Raw genomic sequence first — 22,644 nt, 5'->3', positions numbered from 1 at the left:
TAAACAGGAGACTCCGTGAGGAGTCTCCTATAACAAACCCATCTTTATGAAACCCTCATTAATGAAACCATCGTTATTCTTTATCTCTGCACTATTGATCATCAGCTGTGATAAAAAAAGCAACAGTGATGATGACAATAAAATAGCTCTGAAAGCAACTGCAATTACCTATACGGAGAGTACAGCAGACTTTCCTAACCCCGAGCGTGGTTTTTACCGGTATTCCGAAACTTCAGTAGATAATTATGATCCACTGGACGCTGCTACGTTGACAGGTTACCGTACCGGACAGAGTGTATCCGGTACTACTTATAGTGTGATCAGCACATTGGTATTCAGGTATTTTATTCTTGATGGATATAATGGAAAAGCCTTGCCCGCAGCATTCCTGAACAATATAACAAAAGACTGTGCTACTGCCAGAACAGCAGGGGTAAAGCTGATTCCCCGATTTACTTATACTGTTACAGCAACAGCCGGTAGTTGTTCTGAGGAGTTCATTTGTTCTCCTTACGGGGATGCTCCCAAGAGTATTGTGCTGAATCATATAAGTCAGCTAAAACCTGTATTGCAGGCTAATGCAGATGTGATTGCCTGTGTGCAGCTGGGTTTTATTGGTACCTGGGGAGAGAACTATTATACAGACTATTTTGGGGATGCTTCTTCAAATGGACAAGGTCAGTTGTACGATAATAACTGGACCGACAGGGCAGCGATATTGAGTGCGATGCTTGGCGCATTACCAACAGACAGAATGGTGCAGGTGCGTTATCCGCAGATCAAACAACGTTATATATATGGTGTAAATGCGCCTGCTACTTCAGCTGCATTAACATCTGCAGAAGCCGCATTGGGAACTGATAAAGCAAGAATAGGATTTCATAATGACTGTTTCCTTGCCAGTGCAAATGATTACGGTACTTATGCTGATTATGGTAATTCTTCGTCAGCACCAAAAGAAGCAACTACAGCCTTCCGTAATTACTACAATCTGGACAGCAAGTTTGTGGTAGTGGGAGGGGAAACCTGCAGCGATGAATATAGTCCCCAGAATGATTGTGAGCCTACTGGTCATGCAGAAAAGGAATTTGGTGATATGCATTACAGTTTTCTGAATGCGGATTACAATCCTGAAGTGAATAATGATTGGAAAATAGGTGGGTGCCTTGATAACATCAAACGTAAACTGGGCTACCGGCTTGTATTAAAAGATGCAAGCTTTCAGCTGAACGATTCGCTGTCTGTACTCATCCATCTGCAGAACGGCGGTTATGCCGCTCCATACAATCCGCGGCCGGTGCAACTGGTGTTACGGAATGCGACTTCCGGCCAGGTTTATTTACTGGACTTTAATACCGAAGTACGCAAATGGTTAACAGGTGCTATTACTTTACAGCAGTCTTTTGCTTTGCCTGCAGGTATCAGTGCCGGTAATTATGATCTGCTGCTGAATTTACCCGATAAATATGCCGCTTTAAAGGTGAAACCAGCCTTTAGTGTGCGGTTGGCTAACGAGAATGTATGGGAAGCAAACACAGGATATAATAAGCTGAATTATGCCATTACAGTTAAATAAATCATCGGAACGATTATTGTCGCTGGATGTGATGCGTGGTATGATCATGATCTTACTGGCCGCAGAAAGTTGCCGGGTTTATGAGTCTATAAAAGAGTTACATGAGGGAGGAGTGATAGAACAATTCTTTCATCATCCCTGGCATGGACTACGTTTCTGGGATCTGGTACAGCCTTCCTTTATGTTCATGGCAGGAACTGCCATGTATATCTCTTTCGAGAGCAAAAGAAAGAAGGGCATCACCTGGAGACAAAACTTCAAACATATTCTGATAAGAAGTGCGAAGCTGTTTCTACTGGGTACAGGATTACATTGTATCTATTCCGGTAAGATCGTTTGGGAACTGTGGAATGTATTAACCCAGTTATCTGTTACCACTATCATCGCTTACCTGATTATAGGCAGATCTTTTACATTCCAGATAATAGCCGGACTACTGCTGATTGTATTGAATGATGTATTATACAGAACGATATTAATGCCAGGATTTGATCAGCCATTTACAGAGTATCATAACTTCGGTGCATATGCAGATACTTTGCTAATGGGAAAGATAAATCCTGATGGGTGGGTAGCGATTAATATTATTCCCACAGCAGCACATACTGTATGGGGAATGGTAGCCGGTAAATTCCTGATGACAGCAAACAGTGGTACGAAAAAGACGGTTACATTGTTAGCAATAGGAGTGATTGCATTGGTACTTGGTTTTGGCGCAGATATAAGTAATATATCGCCCATTATCAAACGTATCAGTACTGCTGGTTTTGTACTCGCATCTGTGGGATGGGTGTTATTGATTCTTGCCGCATTATATTGGTGGATAGATGTGAAGCAACATAGTAAGTATACCTGGATTGCAGTGGTAGTAGGTATGAATGCAATTTTTATCTACGTGTTCTTTGAGACTGTAGGGGCGCAATGGGTGAATGGGGTAGTGGCGATCTTTGTACCTATAAAGGTATTGTCAGCATTGGTAACATTATTCCTGGAATGGTACCTGTGTTACTGGCTGTATAAGAAGCAGATATTTTTTAAACTCTGATGATTATTTCGTCTTATAATCCTTTCCAGGAAGGATTATAAGACGAAATAATCAGAGTTATACTAGATATATTTTTCTTTAAGGATTTTTATATGATGCAGTTCGTGTCCAGCTATCATGTAAACCAATGCCCTTGCAGAAAGCGGGTTTCCACTAGAGGTGCCAATATTTAGTAACTGTTTTTCATTCAGGTTCCGAACGAGATACAAGGTAGATTCACGTATTACTCTGAATTCGTCTGCAAGATCAGATAACACCCGGTCGTTAGCAAAAGATTGCAGTACGTAATCGTCCTGCTCGAAGCCTGGCAGAGGCTTTTGTTCGCCACGTGCAAAGCATAAAAGACGGTATGCGAAGATCCGCTCTGTATCGATCATATGCCCCACTACTTCTTTGATAGTCCATTTACCCTCAGCATAGGCATATTCTTCCTTATCCAGCGGAACACTGCTAAGAAATGCGTGCGTGTTTTTCTTTGATTCGATCAATACATCCAGCACGGGGAGATTCCCTACCATGCTAACGTAAGTTTCCTGAAATTTTGTGTATTCGCCTGGTAGTGGTTTGCTGACCATAGGTTATAAATTTCAATAAAAATAAACATTTTCTATTGGGATTATTTATTTTTATGCCATCTATACTTATAAAATCCACATCATTTTGAAGAAGATATTTAAGATCCTGGGTATTTCTGTACTGGCCCTTGTATTATTTGTTGGTATTTACCTGCTTTTAGCTTTCTCGTTATCCAGGATCAGTGTGGCAAGAGAAGATATGATAAACAATGATATCACTATTTATATTCTTACCAACGGTGTGCATACAGACCTGGTATTGCCTGTCAGGAATGAGTGTATAGACTGGAGTAAAAGCGTTCATTTCGACAATACGCTTGCTAATGATACACTTGCTCAATTCATTGCTTTTGGCTGGGGCGATAAAGGCTTTTATCTTGAAACGCCTACCTGGGCGGATCTGAAATTCAGCACAGCATTTAAAGCAGCATTTGCTTTAAGTACTTCTGCCATTCATGCCACTTTTTATAAACAGATGCACGAAAGGAAATCCTGCGTGAAGATTAATATCAGTAAGGAGCAATATCTGCGACTGATTGCATTTGTACAAAAAAGTTTTGACACAAATGAGAACGGAGAATTTATACATATTGTGACCAATGCCAACTACAGTAAAAACGATGCTTTTTACGAAGCAAAGGGACATTACAATCTGTTTTATACCTGTAATACCTGGGCTAACAACGGGCTTAAAAGTTGCGGACAAAAAGCATGTTTGTGGACGCCTTTTGATACCGGTATCTTTTATCAGTATAAATAGCTATTCCAAGGATAAGGCTTTCTTTTTCATTTTTGCTTCATAGTATGGTGCAAAAATAGCCAAGCCCTTATCATCCAATGTTTTCATGAGATCTTTTATATGTTGCTGCAGGAGGAGGGGTAAGGTATAAAAGGTAGCATCTATAGCGGTGCTCCTGCCACCATCCATTTCTGAATTCTGGTGGCGTATAGCTGTTTTCTGTCCTTTGTAATAGATCAGTATTTTTATTCTGCCATCACCTATACCGTTCATTCCGGCGGTGCCATATACTATAATAGGTTCTACGATTCCGTCTCCGTCGATATCTTTTAATTCACAGAACTTTGTCCAGAACCAGATAGAAAATTCGCCATCCATCTCACTTCTTTTATGATCATTCAGTTCCCACTTTTTCACGGTTCCATTATCTCCCGCCTGCAGGCAGATTCCTTTTATGATATAGTGTAAGGTGTCATTTTTATCTGCTATTGAATCAATGCTTTCTGCGAGTGCGAGATAATATTTTCCAGTATTGTCGCTATAGCTATACGCTATGCGTATAGGGGGCCTGGTTCCGGTAAATATCTTCTCCGTTTCTGCTTTTGATATTATAGTTTGTGCATGCAATTGCCCGAATGTGCATACTATCATGATGGTTAGTAATAGCTTCATATCCCGACAAAATACAATAAGAATCTGAAAACTCTCTCCCGGAGTTTTATTTATTGGGCAAAGCCGTAACGGCCGCCACCGGAAACAAATGTTGCCAGCATCCTGGTTTTTTGTCCGGCAGTAAACATATACATACATGCATCGTCTGTATAGTCCATATAGTTCATGGTCATTTCTACAGGTGTGCCGGAGCAGGTACTTAAATGCGGATAAGAAGGACAGCCATAGTTAGCGGCATTATGCGCCGGGGTATCACCTACCAGATCAGTACCGCAGGTGGCATCGCCCCAGATATGGCGCAGATTCAGCCAATGGCCTATTTCATGTGTGGCCGTTCTGCCCAGTCCAAATGGAGCCGCAGCAGTACCGGTATTACCGAAACAGTTATATGCAATTACCACGCCATCAGTAGCACTGGCGCCACCGGGGAATTGCGCATAACCAATTACGCCGCCGCTCATAGCACCTACTACCCAGATATTCAGAACAGAGTCCGGAGTGGTAGGATTGATACCTCCCTGCGCGCTTTTTTTCATAGCATCATTGGTAGACCAGGTGGTTACTGTTGTGGATTTGCGTACTACTGATTTAAGTACAAAATGTACGCCTACACTTGCTTTTACAGATGAAAACAGGGTGGGTACAGTGCTGTACTCCGAATTAAGTCCGTTATAGTCTCTGTTCAATACATCGATCTGTGACTGGATCTGTGCCGCAGAAACGTTTTGTGCAGTTGTTCTATACAGCACATTTACTATAACAGGGATCATGATACTACCATCTGGCAGGAGACGATAAAGGGATTTGTCTTGCATAATCCGGTTTGTATTTGCTTCTATTGCAGCCATCCGGGAAGCCAGTGCCGGGTCATTTTTCAGTTGCTCATTTAATACATCCATAGCGGCGCAATGTCTCTCTGTAGCAACAGCAGTAGTGTTGTCTGTTGCAGGTTTTTCAGTCGAATTTTTGTCTGGTTTAGTGCATGCAGAAATAAAGAAGATTCCACAGGTTACTAAAATCGATAGTTTTTTCATTTGTTACAGATTTGGGTTGACTCATACATCTATCGGATAATATTGCCGGGAGAGAGCTTGATAGATACTTGAGGATCGGGTTTACAAATCAAATATAATTCAAATTTGAACATCATTATTATTTTCCTGCTGAAGGGCTGCATCTTTTCCCAAAAAGATAATTCACCGCAACAAAAGGGATGTTTACCGCTAAAATGTAATAAAAGCCTTTTTCCAGCGATATATTTATAGTACGGATAATTTATATACCACGACCACTCATTTTTAAAAACGGCGAACAATGGAAAGAAAACATTTTTTGAAAAGCGGACTGGCAGCTTTAGGGCTTGCCGTAATAGCACCCCTGGCCAGCTCCTGTAGTAAGGACAGTGATACAACTGCTGCCACTACGACAACAACTGATAGTACCAGCACCGGGGGCACTTCATCCGGCTCCTGCACGGCTACTTCTTCCGAAACTGCAGGTCCTTATCCTACAAAAACTCCTTCTTCTTATGTAAGAAGTAATATTGTTGACGGGCAATCGGGGGTGCCGTTGACCATAAAAATCACGATTAATAATACAAATAACAGTTGCGCGGCACTTTCCGGTGCACTGGTGGACATCTGGCATTGCACTGCAGTGGGATATTATTCGGAGTATGTAGATACCCCCGGCGGCGGTTATGCTACTGTAGATTATACAGCATCGCATTTCCTGCGGGGAAGACAAACTACCGATTCGAACGGGCTGGTTACTTTTACCAGTATTTTCCCTGGTTGGTATTCTCCACGGGCTCCGCATATTCATGTGCACGTTTACAATTCTGCAGGTACCTCTCTGCTGGTAACACAGATTGCTTTCCCAACTGATGTTTGTAATACAGTGTACACTACTGCAACAGACTATAAGGCGCACGGCACACAGGATACAGCTAATACAGCAGACATGGTTTTCAGTGACTCGCTGGCCAATGAATTGTCTACTGTTACCGGTAGTGTATCTGGCGGTTATACTCTTACACATACAATTTATGTGGCTGCCTGATAATTTACAGGAAGGGGCTGTATCAAAAATATGATACGGCCTCTTTATATTTTAGATACATCTCATCTCAGCTAAAAATGGAAAAGAGAGTGATCCGCTTATTGTATAGAAAGATCATTGATGTTAATTCCCGGACGGCCTGGGAAAATTATGTGTTCAATGATTCCTATACAGAATTCCTGATGCAGGCACAGTTCTATAATCAGGAGAAGAAATATACCACATTTGGTGAGTTGATCACAAACGTTCCGAATGCGGAGAAATTACATTTCCTGGTGAGTGGTGCTATTGTTGGTTATTTAAAGCAACTGAACGGAAATGTTCCTGATATTCTGAATAGCTTAGGGAAGCATTTTCTACCTTTTTCTAATTACAAGTTTGAGATTATTAATTCTGATATTAAGGATAAGGGCAAACATCAGGTGGCCATTAATTTTATGTCTGAACCGCTTACCTGGTATGATACGATAGATAACCAGCTGCTGGTATCTGTTAACGGTCTCGCTAATTCTGTGAATGACGAAATACTCATTGAACAGTTTTCGATGCAGCCCTTTCTGAGCATTTATTCATTAAAGGAAATAAGATAATCATGGTACCTCAATCAAAAGGAAAAATTTTCCTGGCAGCTGAACGTGGTTTAAATGAACTGTCATGGTTCAGAAGTTATAATACCTTTAATTTCGGCAGATATTATAATGAGCATAAAATGCCGTTTGGTGCATTATATGTTTTGAATGAAGATACGCTTGCAGGTGGCCGTAGTATTATGATGCAGGTAGAAGAAGATTCGGATATTATTTTAATTCCGGTAGTAGGAGCTGTGGCGTGTGAGGATCAGATTGTGGAGGCCGGACAAACACAGTTTCTGAGTATGAAGGCGGGTACTTCATTTTCAATAACCAATCCTTATGAAACGGAGCTGATAAAATTTCTGCAGATATGGATAAAAGTACCAGGTACAACAGCATCCCGGTTAACTTCTTTTGATGTGGATACGGATAAGAATAAACTTATTTCAGTAGATAAGGGGATATTGATTGGTAAATTTGATGGCAGGGAAGAAGCGGAGTATAAGATTTCTCATCCGGCAAACGGCATATTTGCTTTTGTGATAGAGGGCGTATTTGAAGTACAATACCGGCTGTTGCATGCCGGTGATAGTCTTGGCCTGTGGGAGGTGGAACATATTGAGCTGGAAGCATTATCCAATGATGCTATTATCCTGCTTGTTGAAATGCCTGTATAGTTGGACAAATTAAAAACGCTCCCTAATGCGTTTCACATTAAGGAGCGTTTTCATTTTGCATTGTTCACTGTTTAAGGTAAAGGAGCTGCTGTAGTATTCAAGCCTACATATGGCCATACTCCAGGGGTAGGTACGCTTACACCTTTTGTATTACCTCTTGTTTGCTGATCAGGGCCAAAGTAATAGAGAGGCCATCCTTTATATGTCAATTGTGTTCTGCCGAAAACGGTAATTTTTGCGAATGATGCTTTATCCAGTATGGAAGGAATGCTTTTGATAGAATCTAACTCATAGATAGGCCATGTTGCATTATTACTGAAGTCTGCTTTAGTATACACATTGGTATTGCTCTTATCATTAGCAAATGCATACAGTGTTCTTCCATAAGCATCTGTGATAAATTGTGTTACTTCTGTTCCTGGCTGTAACTGGCTGTTATATTTTACTCCATCATTTCCTGTTAACTGCTGATTAGCCAGCATCACGGTGTAATCAGGTTTAGCAAGGAACCAGATTTTACCTACTGCTTCTCCGGTAACATCACCTGCCTTTGTATCGCCAACATAATAATATAATGGCCATCCTTTGTAAGTTGTTTGTTTTGAACCATCAGCACGGGTAATGGTACCAAAATCTGCCGAAGTCAGTGAGGTGTCTATTGTAAGATGTTCTTTATAGAATACAGGCCATGCTGCAATACAATCTCCAGTACAACCTGATGAACCGTTTGCATCCAGCGAAAAGAAATACAGGCTTTTTCCAAGACTATCTGTTAATATTTTTCCAAATGTGGCATTGGTGGCAACCTTTACACTTGTTCCTTTAGTAGTATTATCCGGATTCGAATTGTCATCGTCCTTTGAACAAGAGGAAAGTACAGACGTAATAAGGCACATTGCAGCAAATGCTGCAACTTTAAATTGATTTTTCATCTTTTTAAGGTTTTAATAAAGCACGTGATTGTGTTGTTACAATACCTTAATACGGACGATATAGTAAAAGGGTTGCCTGAGACGTAGAAATTACTTTACTTATTTAGCTGAGCAAAGATTTGTTCTGCTACTTCACTTAATTTGTCCTGGGCAGTTTTATCTGCTTCATTAGTTAGCAATACGATACCAGTCTTCAGATCGGGATAAAATACCAGGTTACTACTGAAGCCTGATGTTCCTCCATTTTGAAAAATGCTTTTCTGCTTACCTGCCTTTTGCAGCATCTGCCAGTTTAATCCTATTGCGTAATTCTGGATCTCTCCCCAGGTGGGTTGATGTGATAATGCCACCACAGGATTGCTTTCATCCATTTCGTAGCGGATATACTGCAACATATCTGGAAGGGTAGAACGAACCCCACCAGCGGCACCGCTCTCTGTGTAAGGCATGATCTCTCCTTCATTGTTATGCCCTTTCAGGAGGTGCCGGGAAATGTTAATACCTGTATTGCTCATCCGTAAGGGAGTGGTGATATATTCTGCCAGTAATTGATCGTAGGTTTTGCGATATACGCGTTCCAGGATGTAACCAAGTAATTGTGCTGCACTGTTAGAATAGCTGAGTTTGTAGCCTGGTACAGTATCTAGCTTAACCAGGTGAAGATCCTGGTAGAACTGTTCCTTTGTGTACGTTTGGCCGGGTACCGGACTAGCGGGCAGGCTGAAAGGAAGACCTGAGGTATGGTTCAGCAGCTGGGAAAGGCGGATGGGCTGTCCCTCATATTCCAGATTCGGGTACTGGCCATCCATATATTTCCGGATATCATCATCCAGCATTACCTTTTTTTCCCTGACAGCATTTGCCAGCAGGATGCCTGTCATTGTTTTGGTGATAGAGCCAATTTCGTACACACTTTCATCATCAGGGACCTCTTTTTTGCCAAAATGGTAGGTAAACAGGTTGCCATGATCATATATGCCAATGGAAAGGGTTACCCTTGCCGGATCACTCATAAACATGGCTGCAGTATGATTAATGGCTGAATCTAAACCTCCCCTGCTCCGGCTTTGTCCTTTAGTATTGTTATTGACAATGGACAGTAATGGTATGAGCATTAATGCGATACGTGGGATGTTAGTGGTATTCATAAGGTGATGGGATATCTTTTTTTGAAATAGAGCCTATAGGCGATACTGAAGATACAAAATTGTATAGATAAGAAGAAATTAGAATGTATTAGGTTTAATAATTGCTGATTTTGGGGGGGTAGAATGGTGGAATAAGCCGGAAACACTACGAACTTGCTCTTAACTTCCCATTATATGAATCTGTCATTAGGGTTTTTCCTCTGATCAACATAGAGCATCCGTAAACTGAAGTCGCCACTGTCATCCCAAAACCAACAAATGCGATTACCCATGAATAAGATAATAGATTGCAGATGGAAAATATTATCCCACACACAGCTATAAGCTAATCAATATATTATTGATAATCAAAAAGTGAAATTCTGTTTATATATTTGAGTACTTTAAAAATATATATAATGGAGCAATCGGCGCAAACTACGAAAGACTTTCACACGCAGATCCGTTCAGCAGGTGTGCTTATTGCTCTGGGCATAGTGTTCGGGGATATCGGAACTTCTCCGCTTTATACTTACACTGCTTTATTCAAACCTGGAGAAATTATTAATAGTGCCAAGGCTTTAGGCGTATTAAGTTGTGTTATCTGGACACTTACTTTGCAAACCACGTTTAAGTATATTTTCATCACTTTACAAGCGGACAATAATGGAGAAGGTGGTATATTCTCTTTGTTTGCACTGATAAAAAGATACTATAGGAGATGGTTGATTGTTGTTGCGATTATAGGAGGTTCTTTCCTTGTAGCTGATGGTATTATTACTCCTCCCATTTCTGTAGCATCTGCCATAGAAGGTATGAAGGCTATCTATCCGGATATTGATACAGTACCAATTGTCATTGCTATTATCATTTTGCTTTTTGTAATTCAGCAATTCGGTACACAACAGATAGGAAAATTCTTTGGACCGGTGATGATGATATGGTTCACTTTCATTGGAGTGATTGGAGCGATGGCATTAAGTCATGATTTTAGCGTATTAAAAGCATTGAATCCTGTATATGCTTATGAATTACTGATGTATTATCCGAAAGGCTTTTGGTTATTGGGAGGTGTTTTTCTTTGTACTACCGGAGCAGAAGCCATGTATAGTGATATGGGGCATGTGGGAAGAAATAACATCCGGGTAAGCTGGATATACATAAAAGTAGCACTGATTCTTTGTTATGCCGGGCAAACAGCCTGGTTATTGAGTGCGGGACAGGCTAATGCCCTGAGTCCTTTTTACAGTATTGTTCCCAAGGCTATTTATGTTCCATCAGTTATCCTTTCTACACTTGCCACTATTATTGCCAGTCAGGCATTAATCAGTGGTTGCTTTACCCTGGCGAATGAAGCTATTCATCTCGGCTTCTGGCCCCGCCATAAAATAGTTTTTCCGAGTAACGTAAGAGGGCAGTTATATATTCCTTTCTTCAATTGGGCTTTAATGATAGCCTGTATTGGAATGGTACTTCACTTCAGGGAATCTGGCAGAATGGAAGCTGCTTTTGGCCTTTCTGTTACGCTGACAATGATTACAACTACAGTTTTAGTTGCCCTTTGGTTAAGAGCCCGCAGAAGCCCATTAATAGTAGTTGGAGTTTTCACAGCATTATTCCTTACTGTGGAAATTTCTTTTTTGATTGCCAATCTTCAAAAAGTAAAAGAAGGTGGTTGGATCATGCTGGTTGTTGGAGCTTTCCTTACTTTCATAATGTTGGTTTGGCGTACCGGTCGTTTACAACAGAAAAAACTTATTACGCTGAGTAAGTTAGAGCCTAAAAACCTGCAGCGCTTAGTGGAACTCAGTCATCATAATGAGATAAACAGCTTTGCTACTAATCTTATATACCTCACCACATCATCAGATCCTAGTGAGATTGAAGATAAAACGCTCAGATCAATTTTTAGCAATCCTATTAAAAAGGCAGATGTTTATTGGTTTTTTCATGTAAAAATTGATGATGAACCTTATACACTACAATATTCAGTTACTACATTATCAGTAAATGATGTTTATCATGTAACCCTCAGATTAGGATTCCGTGTTCAACCCCGTGTGGATCTTTTCTTCCGGCATATAGCAAATGAACTTGTCAGTAAAGGAGAACTTAAACTTGAACGCAGCCCTATGATGGAATTTGCGATGAATGATATCGGCGACTACAAATTTATCATCATCAATTCTTATCTCTCTTTTGATAATGATCTGCCTTTCTGGAAATCCATCCTCATTAAAAGTTATTACAATCTGAAAGGAATAGGAGTAACAGAAGATGTAAATTATGGACTGGATACAAGTAACGTGATAATTGAAAAATATCCGTTGGTATATACCAATAAACAAAACCTGAAACTAGAGAGGATATGAAAGCCCATTTAGAGGCACTCTGATGAACTCAAAATAAGCGGCTGAGAACTATAGAAATTGAAAAATAATAACTTATATCAGGATAAAGAATTCTTTGCACGAATTGCTGAAGGGGATGCTCTTGCCTTCCGTCAGCTGTATGACAAATATTTCCAGGTATTGCGCTTTAATGCCATAAAGCTGCTAAAATCCGAGTACTGGAGCGAGGAGGTAACGCAGGAAACTTTCCTTTATATCTGGGAGAGCAGAGCCACATTAACCGGTATTGAGCATCCTGCGGCCTGGATCTTTCGTGTGGTTGCCAATAAATGCCTCGACAGAATGAAACGCCAGGGCATTGAGCTAAGGGCGCAGTATATTATTAATGCCACCTTATACGAAAATAATAAGGTAGAGCAGAAATGGCAACTTGATTATAATCTGCTACGAAAGCTGATTGCCGAAGCAGTAGACCGGTTACCCGAACAGCAGCGGCTTGTTTATAAGCTACAGGAGCAGGAGGAGCTCAGTTATAAAGAAATAGGGGAACGGCTTGGAATAAGCCCCAATACCGTTCGCAATCACCTCGTACGTGCCTTTGCCGCCATCCGGCAACATCTGATCGACCATGGGGAGTTTATGCCCCTTTTCTTCTTTTTACTCTTTTTTTGATTTTTTTTCCATTTCAGGTAGTCCTTCACTTTCTCTTAATCGACTTAATTGTATATGACAAATGAAACCGAACATATCCGCCAGCTCCTTCAGCTGTATGTGACCAATCAGGCAACTGATGAGCAGGTCAGGGAGCTGTTCCTGTTCCTGCAAGATCCGGCTAACGATGCTGTAAGCCATGAGCTGGTTTCCCGGCAGATGAGCGAAGAGGCAGGCGCGGATAAAAGGTTTTCGGAAAGTCATAAAAGAGTGTGGGAGAATATGCTCGAAGCCAATGAGCCCTTAAGCAAACAATGGCAAAAGCAAAAAAGGAGACCTGTTGTGATGATGCGCTGGGTAGCTGCAGCTGCGCTGATAACTGCCATAACCACCTTTGTTTTCGTAAACAGGCAGCCCGTACCTAAGGTTGAAACAGTCATGGATATACCCGCGGGAGATAATAAGGCTGTGCTGACATTATCAGATGGTTCAACCATCACGCTGGATAGTGCCGCCAGCGGAACGATTGCCAGGCAGGGAAATGTAAACATTATAAAGTCCGCAAACGGAGAAGTGCGTTATGATTCAAAAGGTGATGCTGCAAACGATGAGGTGATGATGAATAAAATTACCACTCCCATGGGTGGGCAGTACCAGGTAACATTACCCGATGGAACAAAAGCCTGGTTGAATGCAGCTTCTTCCATCACTTATCCTGCTTTTTTTGCAGACAGGGACCGTAAAGTAGCAGTCACCGGGGAAGTATACCTGGAGGTAGCAAAGGATATGTCTCACCCCTTTATCGTAGATGTAGCAGGCCGCTCTGGTATAGAAGTGCTGGGGACCAGCTTTGATATTAACGCTTATGGAGATGAAGGGAAAATAAAGACAACGTTGATTGATGGACGTATCAGAATGACCGGGAGCACTGTCATATTGAAGCCCGGACAGCAGGTGGTTGAAAGCGCAGACGAGCCGCTCAGCATTCTTACAGATGTGAACATTGAAAAGGAAATTGCGTGGAAAAATGGCATATTTTATTTCGAAGATGCCAGTTTGCCGTTAGTGATGAAACAACTTGAAAGATGGTATAATATAGAAGTACTGTATAAAGGACCCGTGCCGGAACTTAGGATCAATGGAAAAATGGATCGTAATCTTACCCTGCAGGGAGTGATGGACTTCCTGACAAAAATGGGTGTGCACTATACTATGAAAAGCCGTACGATACAGGTGACCGGAAATTAAAAGTAAAAAGTATCTGTGCATTGTTAATTGAATTCGCCCTTGCCGGCGGGTAAAGTACAATGCATGTCATAAATCAACCAGAATCAAATAACCATTAAACCCTGCAAAAGTATGCAGAACACTGCTTTGTGTAGATACGCAGCGCTAAGGCGTTGCCTCTACCTGTTAATCGCTCTCTTAAACCTATGCGCCAGAGGGACAGCCCAGGAAATTACTTATGCTGGCAAAAATGTTCCTGTTAAGACCGTATTTAAAGAGGTCGAAAAGCAGACCGGCTATTTCGTCATTTACAATGGGCCTGTCCTTGATAACATTCCTTTGATTTCTATTAAGGCTGACCATTTGCCACTTACAAAATTTCTTGATTTGCTCTTTAAAGATCTCCCTGTAGATTACATCATCAGGAGTAAGACAATTGTATTATTCAGCAAACAGAAGCAGCCGTCGGATGGCCCGCCCCCGGCCCTTGTAACAGGGGTTGTTACCGATAAGGACGGGCAGCCATTGCCCGATGCTACTGTTAGTGTTAAAGGAAAAAATGTATTTGCTCCTACTGGTGCCGACGGAAGTTTTTCAATTATGGCTGAAGAAGGAGACGTATTGCTGATCACCTGTATCAATCAGGCATCCATAGAAGTAAAAGTACGATCTTCACCAACTTCCGGAATTACGGTCATACTACAGCCATTGGTGTTCAACCTGAACGAGACCGTGGTGAACGGGATTTATAAACGACCTGTAGAAAATTATACCGGAGAGGCAAAGATCTACACCGTTGATCAGTTGCGTACTGCCAATAATACAAGCGTAACAGGCGCCTTACGTTCCCTGGACGCTTCTTTCCAGGTACCTTCCGATGTGAATTTCGGGTCTGATCCTAACCATCTGCCTCAGATCCAGGTACGCGGTGCTAACAGTATCGCAAATACGAATCTTACCAGCCAGTATGGTTATATTAGTAACCCGCCATTGTTTATTCTTGATGGTTTCGAGGTGCCGCTGCAAAAGGTTTATGACCTGGATATGAACCGGGTGAGTAAGGTGACAATTCTCAAAGATGCTGCGGCTACTTCCATCTATGGCTCCAAAGCGGCCAATGGAGTACTTGTGATAGAAAGCATACAGCCCAGGAAAGGACGGCTGCGTTTGAGCTATAATAATAACCTTTCCCTCAGCACACCTGATCTGACCAGCTATCACTTGCTGAATGCGGAGCAAAAACTGCAGCTGGAACAGGTAGCCGGTATTTATAACAAGTCATCCAGCCAGCCGCTCTCATCGCAGGAAGCCCTGGCGGAAATATACAACAGGCGCCTGGCTGAGGTAAGAAGAGGAGTAAATACCTATTGGTTGTCCCAGCCGCTTAAAACTGCTTTTGCACAGAAGCACAGTGTGTACCTGGATGGTGGCGACGATTACATGCGTTACGGTGTAGATGTTTCTTATGCTAATACGCCCGGAGTTATGAAGGGATCAAAAAGAGATAACCTTTCCGGTGGAGTGAACCTGGTTTATCACAAAGGCCCACTGCAGTTTAGCAACTACCTCTCTGTTACCAGCAACAAAGCGGTTAATTCCCCTTACGGCGATTTCTCACAATATGCAAAGCTAAATCCTTACTGGCGAGCTGTTGATTCACTCAGCGGAAAGGTCTCTAAAATCCTCCAGTATAGCGATTACGATGCTGGCTTGCAGAATACGGTTTATAATCCCATGTATGATGCGCAGCTGAAGACAAAAAATACAACCGGTTACGTTAATATCACTAATAATTTTCAGGCAGACTGGAATATCCTGAAAGACCTGAAGCTGAGCACGCGGTTCAGTATGTACAGCCAGCGAAATACGGCCGATTTTTTCCTGCCGGCCGATGCGGTGGAGTTTGTGAATACGCCAGACAGTCTTTTCTCCACCCGTGGTTACTACCAGCAAACTACCGGTTTATCATCCAGCTATCAGGGTGATGTGTATCTGAATTATGGAACTAATTTTGGCCGGCATACATTATTTTCTACTGCAGGTTATCATATCCAGCAGGATAAATCCAATGCCAGCACAGTAATGGTACAGGGATTTCCCAATGCTGACCTTGACAATATCCTCTTTGGATTACAATACCCCGTAAACGGTAAGCCTACCGGTACTGAAAGCATCCAGCGATTGATCAGCTATTATGCTAACGTTAGTTACGCTTACGACTATAGGTATTTGCTCGATCTGTCTTTCCGGGAGGACGGCTCTTCCTTATTTGGCTCCAATAAACATTACGCACCTTTCTGGTCAGTTGGTATAGGCTGGAATGTAAATAAAGAAAAGTTCCTGCACATTCCCGCGATGATCAACCGGTTTAAGCTGCGCGCTTCAATTGGGACTACCGGCTCACAGAACTTTCCTCCTTTTGCAGCGGCTCAGACTTACCAGTACTTAACATCTACCCGCTACCTGGATCATATTGGTGCTTCTCTGTTAAGCCTGGGTAATACAGATCTGAAATGGCAACAGACGAACAAGCTGAATATTGGTACTGACATCGAATTATTCAGGGGTAAGATGCAGCTCACATTCAACTATTACGTGGAACGTACCAATGACTTGTTTACAACCGTCAATACCACGCCTTCTACAGGTTTTAGCAGTTTTTTTGCCAATCTGGGTACCCTGAAGAACAAAGGAATGGAAGTGTACCTGACTGTATTCGCCATGAAAAAGGAGAAGGAAAATATATTCTGGAGCATTTATGGCAACCTGCTGCATAATCAAAATAAGCTGCTACGCATTTCCGATGCATTAAAAGCACAGAATGAACAGGCTGTGGGTGAACAGACAAAGTCCGACAAGCCTGTTACAGCTCCCGTGCTGCAGTATAAAGAAGGGCAAAGTGTGAGCACCATCTATGCAGTGCGCTCCCTGGGAATTGATCCCAGTACTGGTAATGAGGTTTTTCTTACAGCAAATGGTGAGCAGACCTACAGATGGAGCCCGCTCGATGAGGTGCCGGTAGGTGATAACCAGCCTGAGGTCACTGGTAACTTCGGCACCAACTTCATGTACAAAGGATTTAGTGTGAATGTTTCCATGCGTACAGAGCTGGGCGGACAGATCTACAACAATACGCTGGCCGACCGGGTGGAAAATGCCGATCCCGTATACAATGTGGACGTACGTGTACTCACAGACAGATGGCAAAAGCCGGGTGATGTTGTCCGCTATAAAGGATTGACGAATCTGAACGGCAATACCCGCACTGATATCACCAAAGCCACTTCCCGGTTCATACAGGATAATAATACGCTGTATTGTGATGCCATCACACTGGGATATCTGTTCCCACACAGTCTTACTGACAAATGGAAGATGAGCAGGCTGCAATGTTACCTGTATATCAACAATCCATTTGTGATTTCTTCGGTGAGGCAGGAAAGAGGGCTTAGTTATCCCTTTGCCCGCAATTATTCATTCTCTCTGCAAGTGGGATTCTAAATCTTAAAAACTGATGTATGAAAAAGGCTCATTTCTTTATAATATTCTTAGGTATCATCTTAATAGCGCCCGGCTGTAACAAATGGCTGGATACCCGTCCTCAGACCCTTGTGGCGCCTGATAAGCTCTTCTCTACGGAAAGTGGCTTTGAGGATGCGATGTATGGCGTGTATACAATAATGGGCAGCTCCTCCTTATACGGAGACCAGCTTTCCATGAGTTTCCTCGATGTACTGGCCCAGCAATATAGCTGTCAGAGTATTCCTGCTCATCAGTTCTATCAGGCAGCGGTTTATAACTACCAGGATGCCGTTGTAAAGACGAGGATCGATAATATATGGGATTCCATGTATTATGCGATTACCAATGTTAATAATATACTTCAACGGATCGATGCGAATAAAGACCTGTTCCAGCCGGGCAATTATGAGCTGATGAAAGGGGAGGCTATCGGACTAAGAGCTTTTATGCACTTTGACCTGTTACGGTTGTTTGGCGCCTCTTATGTCAGTGATCCGTCAAGACCAGCTATTCCTTATGTAAAGACGGTTTCAGGGAATGTAACGCCATTACTGACTGTAAGCCAGGTGCTGGATAGTGTGATCAGTGAGCTTACCCTGGCTGATTCGCTGCTGGCTGGTTACAAGACAGTGAATTATAACTATTATGATGCCAGCAACCAGTCGCAGAATGACTGGCTCAATCACCGGCAGAATCATTTTAATTACTGGGCCGCAGAAGCTACACTTGCCAGGGCCTGCCTTTACAAAGGAGATAAAACACATGCATTGTTGCATGCGAACAATGTGATTTATTCCGGCATGTTTGATTTCCAGACGCCTGACCGTATTACTAACTACGAAGACAGAACCTTCATTCCCGAACAGGTTTTTGCCCTCAGTAAGTTTAATCTTCGCGCGCAGGTTGATCAGTATTTTAAAAGCACTGGCGGAACTGTAAACCTGAACGTGAATCAGCAGCTAACCAATACGTATGGCAATGGAGGAGTGGTAGATCAGATTTATGAGATCAGTTCCGGTGGCGTCAGTGATATCCGTTATGCCCGTCTCTGGGATCTCAGTGGTACTGTTTATTTCTGCTCAAAGTTCTGGCAGATTTCCGGTAATCTCATCTACAACAATCTTGTGCCGCTCATTCGCTTACCCGAGATGTATTATATCGCTGCAGAATGTTCCGATCCATCAACCGCTATCGGATACCTCAATACAGTGCGTCACCAGCGGGGTTTGAGTGATCTGTCAGATGGGATGGATCAGGCGGGAGTGCAGTATGAGATCCTGAAAGAGTACCAGAAGGAATTTTATGCGGAGGGCCAATTGTTTTATTACTACAAAAGAATTAACAGTTCCCAGATCAGGTTCGCAGCTGTAGCAACGTCTGATAAAATGTATGTTTTACCGCTGCCAGATGCAGAATTACAGTACAGAAACTAAACTCCTTTTCATGAAAAAATTACTTGTAATACTCTTTTTAACAGCTTGTAGCAAAGATCAAATATCAGAGTCCTGGAACGGACAGCAAAGTGTGTATTTTATCTATAACACCAACGCTGTTTATTCAGGCGGCATTGATAGTGTGAGTTACACATTTGTGGAGAAGAGCAGTACTGTGAGCCAGGATACAGTCTGGTTACCCGTTCACATCACTGGTAATCAGTCTGGCCGTGACCGTGCTATTGACCTGGCGGTAGTAGCAAATAAAACAACAGCTATAGCTGATGTGCATTATAGGCTGCTGAGTTACAACATGCCGAAAGATTCGTTCACTACACGTTTGGGTATAGTGTTGCTGCGCGATGTTTCCCTTCGGGATACTTCTGTAGTACTGACCCTCAGTTTGCAGCCCGGCAAAGATTTTCCTGTATTGATGAAGGATACCCTGATGGCGGATGGTGCTTATTATAACAGGAGCCAGGCCAGGATTATCTTCACTGACAGGTTGATAAAGCCCGGGAACTGGGATTCTTACCTCGTGATCTTCTTTGGCGCGTATAGCGAAACGAAGCTGCGCTTCATTGCATCTGTATTGGGTATTGCTACTTTCCCTTCCGAGGGGCCCAATGCGCTTGATTACCCAACGTTACAATATTATCAGAACGCAGTCAGGAATGCGCTGCTTGCTTACAATACCGAAAATGGACCTTTAATTGACGAGAACGGAAATCCTGTTGTAATCCCTTAATTAGTATAACTATGAAGCATATATTAAATTCGCTGTTTTTGGTGATCATCCTCTTCACAGGATGTTATAAAGACAAAGGTAACTACGATTATCAGCCTATCAATGATATTACAGCCACGGTAGTTAAGGATACCTTTCATGTAGGTCAGTTTGACACATTACGCATATCACCTGTTATCACCGGCCGGGACACTAACCGTCTCAGCTTCGAATGGAGGGTGTATCCTGTTACAGATCCGGCTAATCCGCTGGATCCGGGAAGGATTGAGGTGATTTCACGGAACCGCTGTTTCAATCAGCCAATTACGCTCCGGCCTGCCACTAATTATTATAATCTGGACTTTGTAGCAAAAGATACGGTAACCGGTGTCAGTTATTTCAAACACTTATACCTGCAGGTAACTACTGCTTTCCAGACTGGATGGATGTTACTGGAGCAAAAGCAGTCAAATGTAGATATCAGCTTCATTTCCCCTGATTATATCGCTTATAACAGTGTCTATTCGGCCAGCAATCCAACCATGCCGCTGCCTGTTACTGCCCGCCAGATTATCAGCATCAGTACGCAAAGCCTGATAGGTACTTTGAACATGGTATATTTTGATGGAGGAGGATATACGCTGGATAATACTTCTTTACAGGTGCTTGCTGATTATACAAAACTATTCTATGCATCCCCTGCAAAGGTGCAGCCCTATAACATGATCAAGCCCAGCTTTTACTCCTACGGTCCTTATGCACTCTGTGGCGGAAAAGTGTACGGGCTGAATGGTATGTTTGCTTCTAAATTATTTGGTGCTGCTTTTACACAACCGGATAGTCTGGGTTATACTGCAGCTCCTTTTGCAGCAGGTGGCAGCTCCTTTGGCGCTATCTTTTTCGATCAGGCTCATTATCGTTTCATGTACGATGGAGGTGGTACTTCTACCAGCCTGAAAGTTTTTCCGCAGAATAATACGATGGCCTATGATCTGAACAACGTTCCTAAAACTATGCTGACCATGAAAGTAGGTTTAGGTTGGGAGTTGCTGCCGACTAACTGGTATGCCGTGTTTAAGAATGAATCAGATGACAGCTGTTTTCTATATACGCTGAATGCCAATGGCGATTTTAATACGTTTCCCGTAGCTGCTGCACAGCAGCCGATTCTCAACAGCCCGGATGTGCATCGTAGTCCTGATTATCTTTTTTCCAGCACTGTAAAGCAGATGTATTATGCTGCGGATAACAGGTTATATGTATATGACATGGCGGCGAACCAATCCCGGGTAATATACCAGTTTGCCAATGGAGAGAATATAACTGCGCTGAAAATGATGAATGGAGTGATCACACTGGCTACCTGGAACGGACAGCCCGGTGGTGGTACGGTGTATTACCTGCCTATAGCCGCCACAGGAGATATCAGTGAAAACACTTATACACAAAGGGTTTCCGGTTTTGAAAAAATTATCGCTTTAACCTATAAAGTAGGATGATAAACACAAAATATATGAAGAAGATTATTGTAATAGTTATGTTATTGCTGCCCATCATCAGCCAGGCACAAATGCAAAGTAGTATCATTAAGCTCGACGTTGATACGGTATCGGCTAAAAAGGCTTACCTGATATACCAAATCGGAGACAAGACAATCGTTGATTCTCCACGTATGGAGAACGGTAAAGCCATGTTTGATCTGAGTATCCCTTATCCCATTACCGGCAGACTAAGTTTGGATAACAAGGGGTTTGGCTATCCAAATGGCAAAAAGCCCGACCTGCTCACCTTTTACATAGAAAAGGGAACTATTGTCATTAAAACCAGAGACCTCGTTAGAAATGCGGTAATCACAGGCTCTAAAATGAACGATGAGCTGGCCATGTATAACCATTTCATTAAAGAGCCGATGGATGCGGTGGAAGATGAAGCTTTTCGCTTCAATACGGCATCCCGGGACAAATGGAAGGACACAGCTTACCAGAATGTGTATTCCAGACACATGAGAGAGAATCTGACGAAGTTAAAGCAGCGCCAGATAGAATGGGTAAAAGGGCACCCGGATGCCTACGTCAGCCTCATGGCGATGGAATGGATCGTAGGGGCGGTTATAGATGTTCCTGCCGTAGAACCGCTGTTTAATGGCCTTTCTGCACGCCTCAGGAACTCTGAGGATGGGAAAGCGATGGGCGACCGGATCGCCGCCGCAAAAACGGTGACTGTAGGCTCCATAGCCCCCGAATTTACGCTCAACGATGTAAATGGATCACCCGTAAAGTTGATTGATTTCAGAGGGAAATATGTACTGCTCGATTTCTGGGCCAGCTGGTGTGGACCATGCCGGGCAGAAAATCCCAACTACATAAAGGCATACAATCAGTTTAAAGACAAAAATTTCACTTTATTAGGCGTTTCTCTGGACAGAGAGGGCCAGAAAGATGCCTGGTTAGCAGCTATTAAGGCAGACGGGCTAGAATGGCCTCAGGTATCTGATCTTAAATACTGGAACAATGAAGTAGCCCGTATGTATGATGTACGGTCTATCCCCCAGAATTTCCTGATCGATCCAAATGGGAAAATCATAGCTAAAAATATGCGCGGGGAGGAGCTGGAGCAAAAGCTGACAACTATTTTATCTCCTGCGCCATAAATCAAAAATAAAAAGAGTATCATTAAAATCTTTTAATGGTGCTTTTAAAATTCTTGCCGAAAAAGAAAATCTGGTCAAGTATGCTACGACTGGTGATCAACTCACTT

19 protein-coding genes are annotated in these 22,644 nt (G+C 42.5%); 14 read left to right on the top strand and 5 right to left on the bottom strand.

Translation table 11 applies throughout. The features are described 5' to 3' along the window. Nucleotides 1–46 precede the first annotated feature (46 nt). Nucleotides 47–1,576: a DUF4832 domain-containing protein gene (locus BM176_RS02060; protein WP_218162137.1), complete on the top strand. Its 1,530-nt coding sequence runs from the start codon at nucleotides 47–49 to the stop codon at nucleotides 1,574–1,576. Beyond that, nucleotides 1,557–2,621, top strand: a complete 1,065-nt coding sequence (locus tag BM176_RS02055; RefSeq protein WP_090099057.1) for an acyltransferase family protein — start codon at nucleotides 1,557–1,559, stop codon at nucleotides 2,619–2,621. The genes BM176_RS02060 and BM176_RS02055 overlap by 20 nt, the downstream gene beginning before the upstream one ends. Before the next feature lie 62 nt (nucleotides 2,622–2,683). Here BM176_RS02055 and BM176_RS02050 read toward each other — a convergent pair whose 3' ends face one another. Further along, nucleotides 2,684–3,196, bottom strand: a complete 513-nt coding sequence (locus tag BM176_RS02050; RefSeq protein WP_090099055.1) for a DinB family protein — start codon at nucleotides 3,194–3,196, stop codon at nucleotides 2,684–2,686. A gap of 85 nt (nucleotides 3,197–3,281) precedes the next feature. Between BM176_RS02050 and BM176_RS02045 the strand changes: the two genes are divergently transcribed. Continuing rightward, a complete protein-coding gene (locus BM176_RS02045; RefSeq protein ID WP_218162136.1) occupies nucleotides 3,282–3,956 on the top strand; it encodes a TIGR02117 family protein in 675 nt (224 codons plus the stop codon). Here the strand turns inward: BM176_RS02045 and BM176_RS02040 are convergent, their stop codons facing one another. After that, the gene (locus tag BM176_RS02040) at nucleotides 3,957–4,607 is read right to left on the bottom strand and encodes a M949_RS01915 family surface polysaccharide biosynthesis protein (protein ID WP_143097679.1); all 651 of its coding nucleotides are present in this window, start codon (nucleotides 4,605–4,607) and stop codon (nucleotides 3,957–3,959) included. It lies immediately after the preceding gene. A gap of 50 nt (nucleotides 4,608–4,657) precedes the next feature. Continuing rightward, nucleotides 4,658–5,641: a zinc metalloprotease gene (locus tag BM176_RS02035; protein ID WP_090099048.1), complete on the bottom strand. Its 984-nt coding sequence runs from the start codon at nucleotides 5,639–5,641 to the stop codon at nucleotides 4,658–4,660. Between the two features lie 280 nt (nucleotides 5,642–5,921). Here BM176_RS02035 and BM176_RS02030 point away from each other — a divergent pair, with 280 nt between their 5' ends. From BM176_RS02030 to BM176_RS02020, 3 genes are all read left to right on the top strand, one after another. Beyond that, nucleotides 5,922–6,668 carry a dioxygenase family protein gene (locus tag BM176_RS02030; protein ID WP_090099046.1) on the top strand — a complete coding sequence of 249 codons (747 nt, stop codon included), beginning with the start codon at nucleotides 5,922–5,924 and terminating at the stop codon, nucleotides 6,666–6,668. A gap of 77 nt (nucleotides 6,669–6,745) precedes the next feature. Next, on the top strand, nucleotides 6,746–7,258 hold the full coding sequence (locus tag BM176_RS02025) for a hypothetical protein (protein ID WP_090099044.1): 513 nt from the start codon (nucleotides 6,746–6,748) through the stop codon (nucleotides 7,256–7,258). A gap of 2 nt (nucleotides 7,259–7,260) precedes the next feature. After that, nucleotides 7,261–7,917 (top strand): pirin family protein, encoded by a 657-nt coding sequence (locus BM176_RS02020; protein ID WP_090099043.1) that lies wholly within the window; start codon nucleotides 7,261–7,263, stop codon nucleotides 7,915–7,917. 71 nt (nucleotides 7,918–7,988) lie between these two features. On the opposite strand, the gene BM176_RS02015 is transcribed toward BM176_RS02020, so the two are convergent. Together BM176_RS02015 and BM176_RS02010 are read right to left on the bottom strand one after the other, a co-directional pair. Continuing rightward, complete coding sequence (locus tag BM176_RS02015; RefSeq protein WP_090099041.1) at nucleotides 7,989–8,849, bottom strand: hypothetical protein; 861 nt, start codon at nucleotides 8,847–8,849, stop codon at nucleotides 7,989–7,991. Between the two features lie 95 nt (nucleotides 8,850–8,944). Continuing rightward, nucleotides 8,945–9,997: a serine hydrolase domain-containing protein gene (locus BM176_RS02010; protein ID WP_090099038.1), complete on the bottom strand. Its 1,053-nt coding sequence runs from the start codon at nucleotides 9,995–9,997 to the stop codon at nucleotides 8,945–8,947. A gap of 398 nt (nucleotides 9,998–10,395) precedes the next feature. On the opposite strand from BM176_RS02010, the gene BM176_RS02005 reads away from it, so the two are divergent. From BM176_RS02005 to BM176_RS01970, 8 genes are all read left to right on the top strand, one after another. Continuing rightward, nucleotides 10,396–12,348 carry a KUP/HAK/KT family potassium transporter gene (locus tag BM176_RS02005; RefSeq protein WP_090099036.1) on the top strand — a complete coding sequence of 651 codons (1,953 nt, stop codon included), beginning with the start codon at nucleotides 10,396–10,398 and terminating at the stop codon, nucleotides 12,346–12,348. Nucleotides 12,349–12,405: 57 nt separating this feature from the next. Next, on the top strand, nucleotides 12,406–12,999 hold the full coding sequence (locus tag BM176_RS02000; RefSeq protein ID WP_090099034.1) for an RNA polymerase sigma factor: 594 nt from the start codon (nucleotides 12,406–12,408) through the stop codon (nucleotides 12,997–12,999). A 54-nt stretch (nucleotides 13,000–13,053) separates the two neighbouring features. Next, on the top strand, nucleotides 13,054–14,226 hold the full coding sequence (locus tag BM176_RS01995) for a FecR family protein (RefSeq protein WP_090099032.1): 1,173 nt from the start codon (nucleotides 13,054–13,056) through the stop codon (nucleotides 14,224–14,226). Between the two features lie 111 nt (nucleotides 14,227–14,337). Next, nucleotides 14,338–17,706 (top strand): SusC/RagA family TonB-linked outer membrane protein, encoded by a 3,369-nt coding sequence (locus tag BM176_RS01990; protein ID WP_090099030.1) that lies wholly within the window; start codon nucleotides 14,338–14,340, stop codon nucleotides 17,704–17,706. 17 nt (nucleotides 17,707–17,723) lie between these two features. Then, nucleotides 17,724–19,160, top strand: a complete 1,437-nt coding sequence (locus tag BM176_RS01985) for a RagB/SusD family nutrient uptake outer membrane protein (RefSeq protein WP_090099028.1) — start codon at nucleotides 17,724–17,726, stop codon at nucleotides 19,158–19,160. Nucleotides 19,161–19,170: 10 nt separating this feature from the next. Further along, complete coding sequence (locus tag BM176_RS01980; protein WP_177230270.1) at nucleotides 19,171–19,908, top strand: DUF4843 domain-containing protein; 738 nt, start codon at nucleotides 19,171–19,173, stop codon at nucleotides 19,906–19,908. 11 nt (nucleotides 19,909–19,919) lie between these two features. After that, nucleotides 19,920–21,386, top strand: coding sequence for a PKD-like family lipoprotein (locus BM176_RS01975; RefSeq protein WP_090099024.1), 1,467 nt, complete (start codon nucleotides 19,920–19,922; stop codon nucleotides 21,384–21,386). A 14-nt stretch (nucleotides 21,387–21,400) separates the two neighbouring features. Continuing rightward, nucleotides 21,401–22,537 carry a TlpA disulfide reductase family protein gene (locus BM176_RS01970; RefSeq protein WP_090101545.1) on the top strand — a complete coding sequence of 379 codons (1,137 nt, stop codon included), beginning with the start codon at nucleotides 21,401–21,403 and terminating at the stop codon, nucleotides 22,535–22,537. Nucleotides 22,538–22,644 lie beyond the last annotated feature (107 nt).

This window comes from Chitinophaga sp. CF118 (assembly GCF_900112615.1).
GTDB lineage: Bacteria > Bacteroidota > Bacteroidia > Chitinophagales > Chitinophagaceae > Chitinophaga.
The sequence above is the reverse complement of the archived record's forward strand: the minus strand, read 5'-3'. Positions and strand labels throughout refer to the sequence as shown.

What these genes read in the sequence shown, in the direction of transcription:
- BM176_RS02060 (WP_218162137.1), top strand. Translation starts at nt 47, where the DNA reads ATGAAACCCTCATTAATGAAACCATCGTTATTCTTTATCTCTGCACTA.
- BM176_RS02055 (WP_090099057.1), top strand. Translation starts at nt 1,557, where the DNA reads ATGCCATTACAGTTAAATAAATCATCGGAACGATTATTGTCGCTGGAT.
- BM176_RS02050 (WP_090099055.1), bottom strand. Translation starts at nt 3,196, where the DNA reads ATGGTCAGCAAACCACTACCAGGCGAATACACAAAATTTCAGGAAACT.
- BM176_RS02040 (WP_143097679.1), bottom strand. Translation starts at nt 4,607, where the DNA reads ATGAAGCTATTACTAACCATCATGATAGTATGCACATTCGGGCAATTG.
- BM176_RS02035 (WP_090099048.1), bottom strand. Translation starts at nt 5,641, where the DNA reads ATGAAAAAACTATCGATTTTAGTAACCTGTGGAATCTTCTTTATTTCT.
- BM176_RS02030 (WP_090099046.1), top strand. Translation starts at nt 5,922, where the DNA reads ATGGAAAGAAAACATTTTTTGAAAAGCGGACTGGCAGCTTTAGGGCTT.
- BM176_RS02025 (WP_090099044.1), top strand. Translation starts at nt 6,746, where the DNA reads ATGGAAAAGAGAGTGATCCGCTTATTGTATAGAAAGATCATTGATGTT.
- BM176_RS02020 (WP_090099043.1), top strand. Translation starts at nt 7,261, where the DNA reads ATGGTACCTCAATCAAAAGGAAAAATTTTCCTGGCAGCTGAACGTGGT.
- BM176_RS02015 (WP_090099041.1), bottom strand. Translation starts at nt 8,849, where the DNA reads ATGAAAAATCAATTTAAAGTTGCAGCATTTGCTGCAATGTGCCTTATT.
- BM176_RS02010 (WP_090099038.1), bottom strand. Translation starts at nt 9,997, where the DNA reads ATGAATACCACTAACATCCCACGTATCGCATTAATGCTCATACCATTA.
- BM176_RS02005 (WP_090099036.1), top strand. Translation starts at nt 10,396, where the DNA reads ATGGAGCAATCGGCGCAAACTACGAAAGACTTTCACACGCAGATCCGT.
- BM176_RS01995 (WP_090099032.1), top strand. Translation starts at nt 13,054, where the DNA reads ATGACAAATGAAACCGAACATATCCGCCAGCTCCTTCAGCTGTATGTG.
- BM176_RS01990 (WP_090099030.1), top strand. Translation starts at nt 14,338, where the DNA reads ATGCAGAACACTGCTTTGTGTAGATACGCAGCGCTAAGGCGTTGCCTC.
- BM176_RS01985 (WP_090099028.1), top strand. Translation starts at nt 17,724, where the DNA reads ATGAAAAAGGCTCATTTCTTTATAATATTCTTAGGTATCATCTTAATA.
- BM176_RS01980 (WP_177230270.1), top strand. Translation starts at nt 19,171, where the DNA reads ATGAAAAAATTACTTGTAATACTCTTTTTAACAGCTTGTAGCAAAGAT.
- BM176_RS01975 (WP_090099024.1), top strand. Translation starts at nt 19,920, where the DNA reads ATGAAGCATATATTAAATTCGCTGTTTTTGGTGATCATCCTCTTCACA.
- BM176_RS01970 (WP_090101545.1), top strand. Translation starts at nt 21,401, where the DNA reads ATGAAGAAGATTATTGTAATAGTTATGTTATTGCTGCCCATCATCAGC.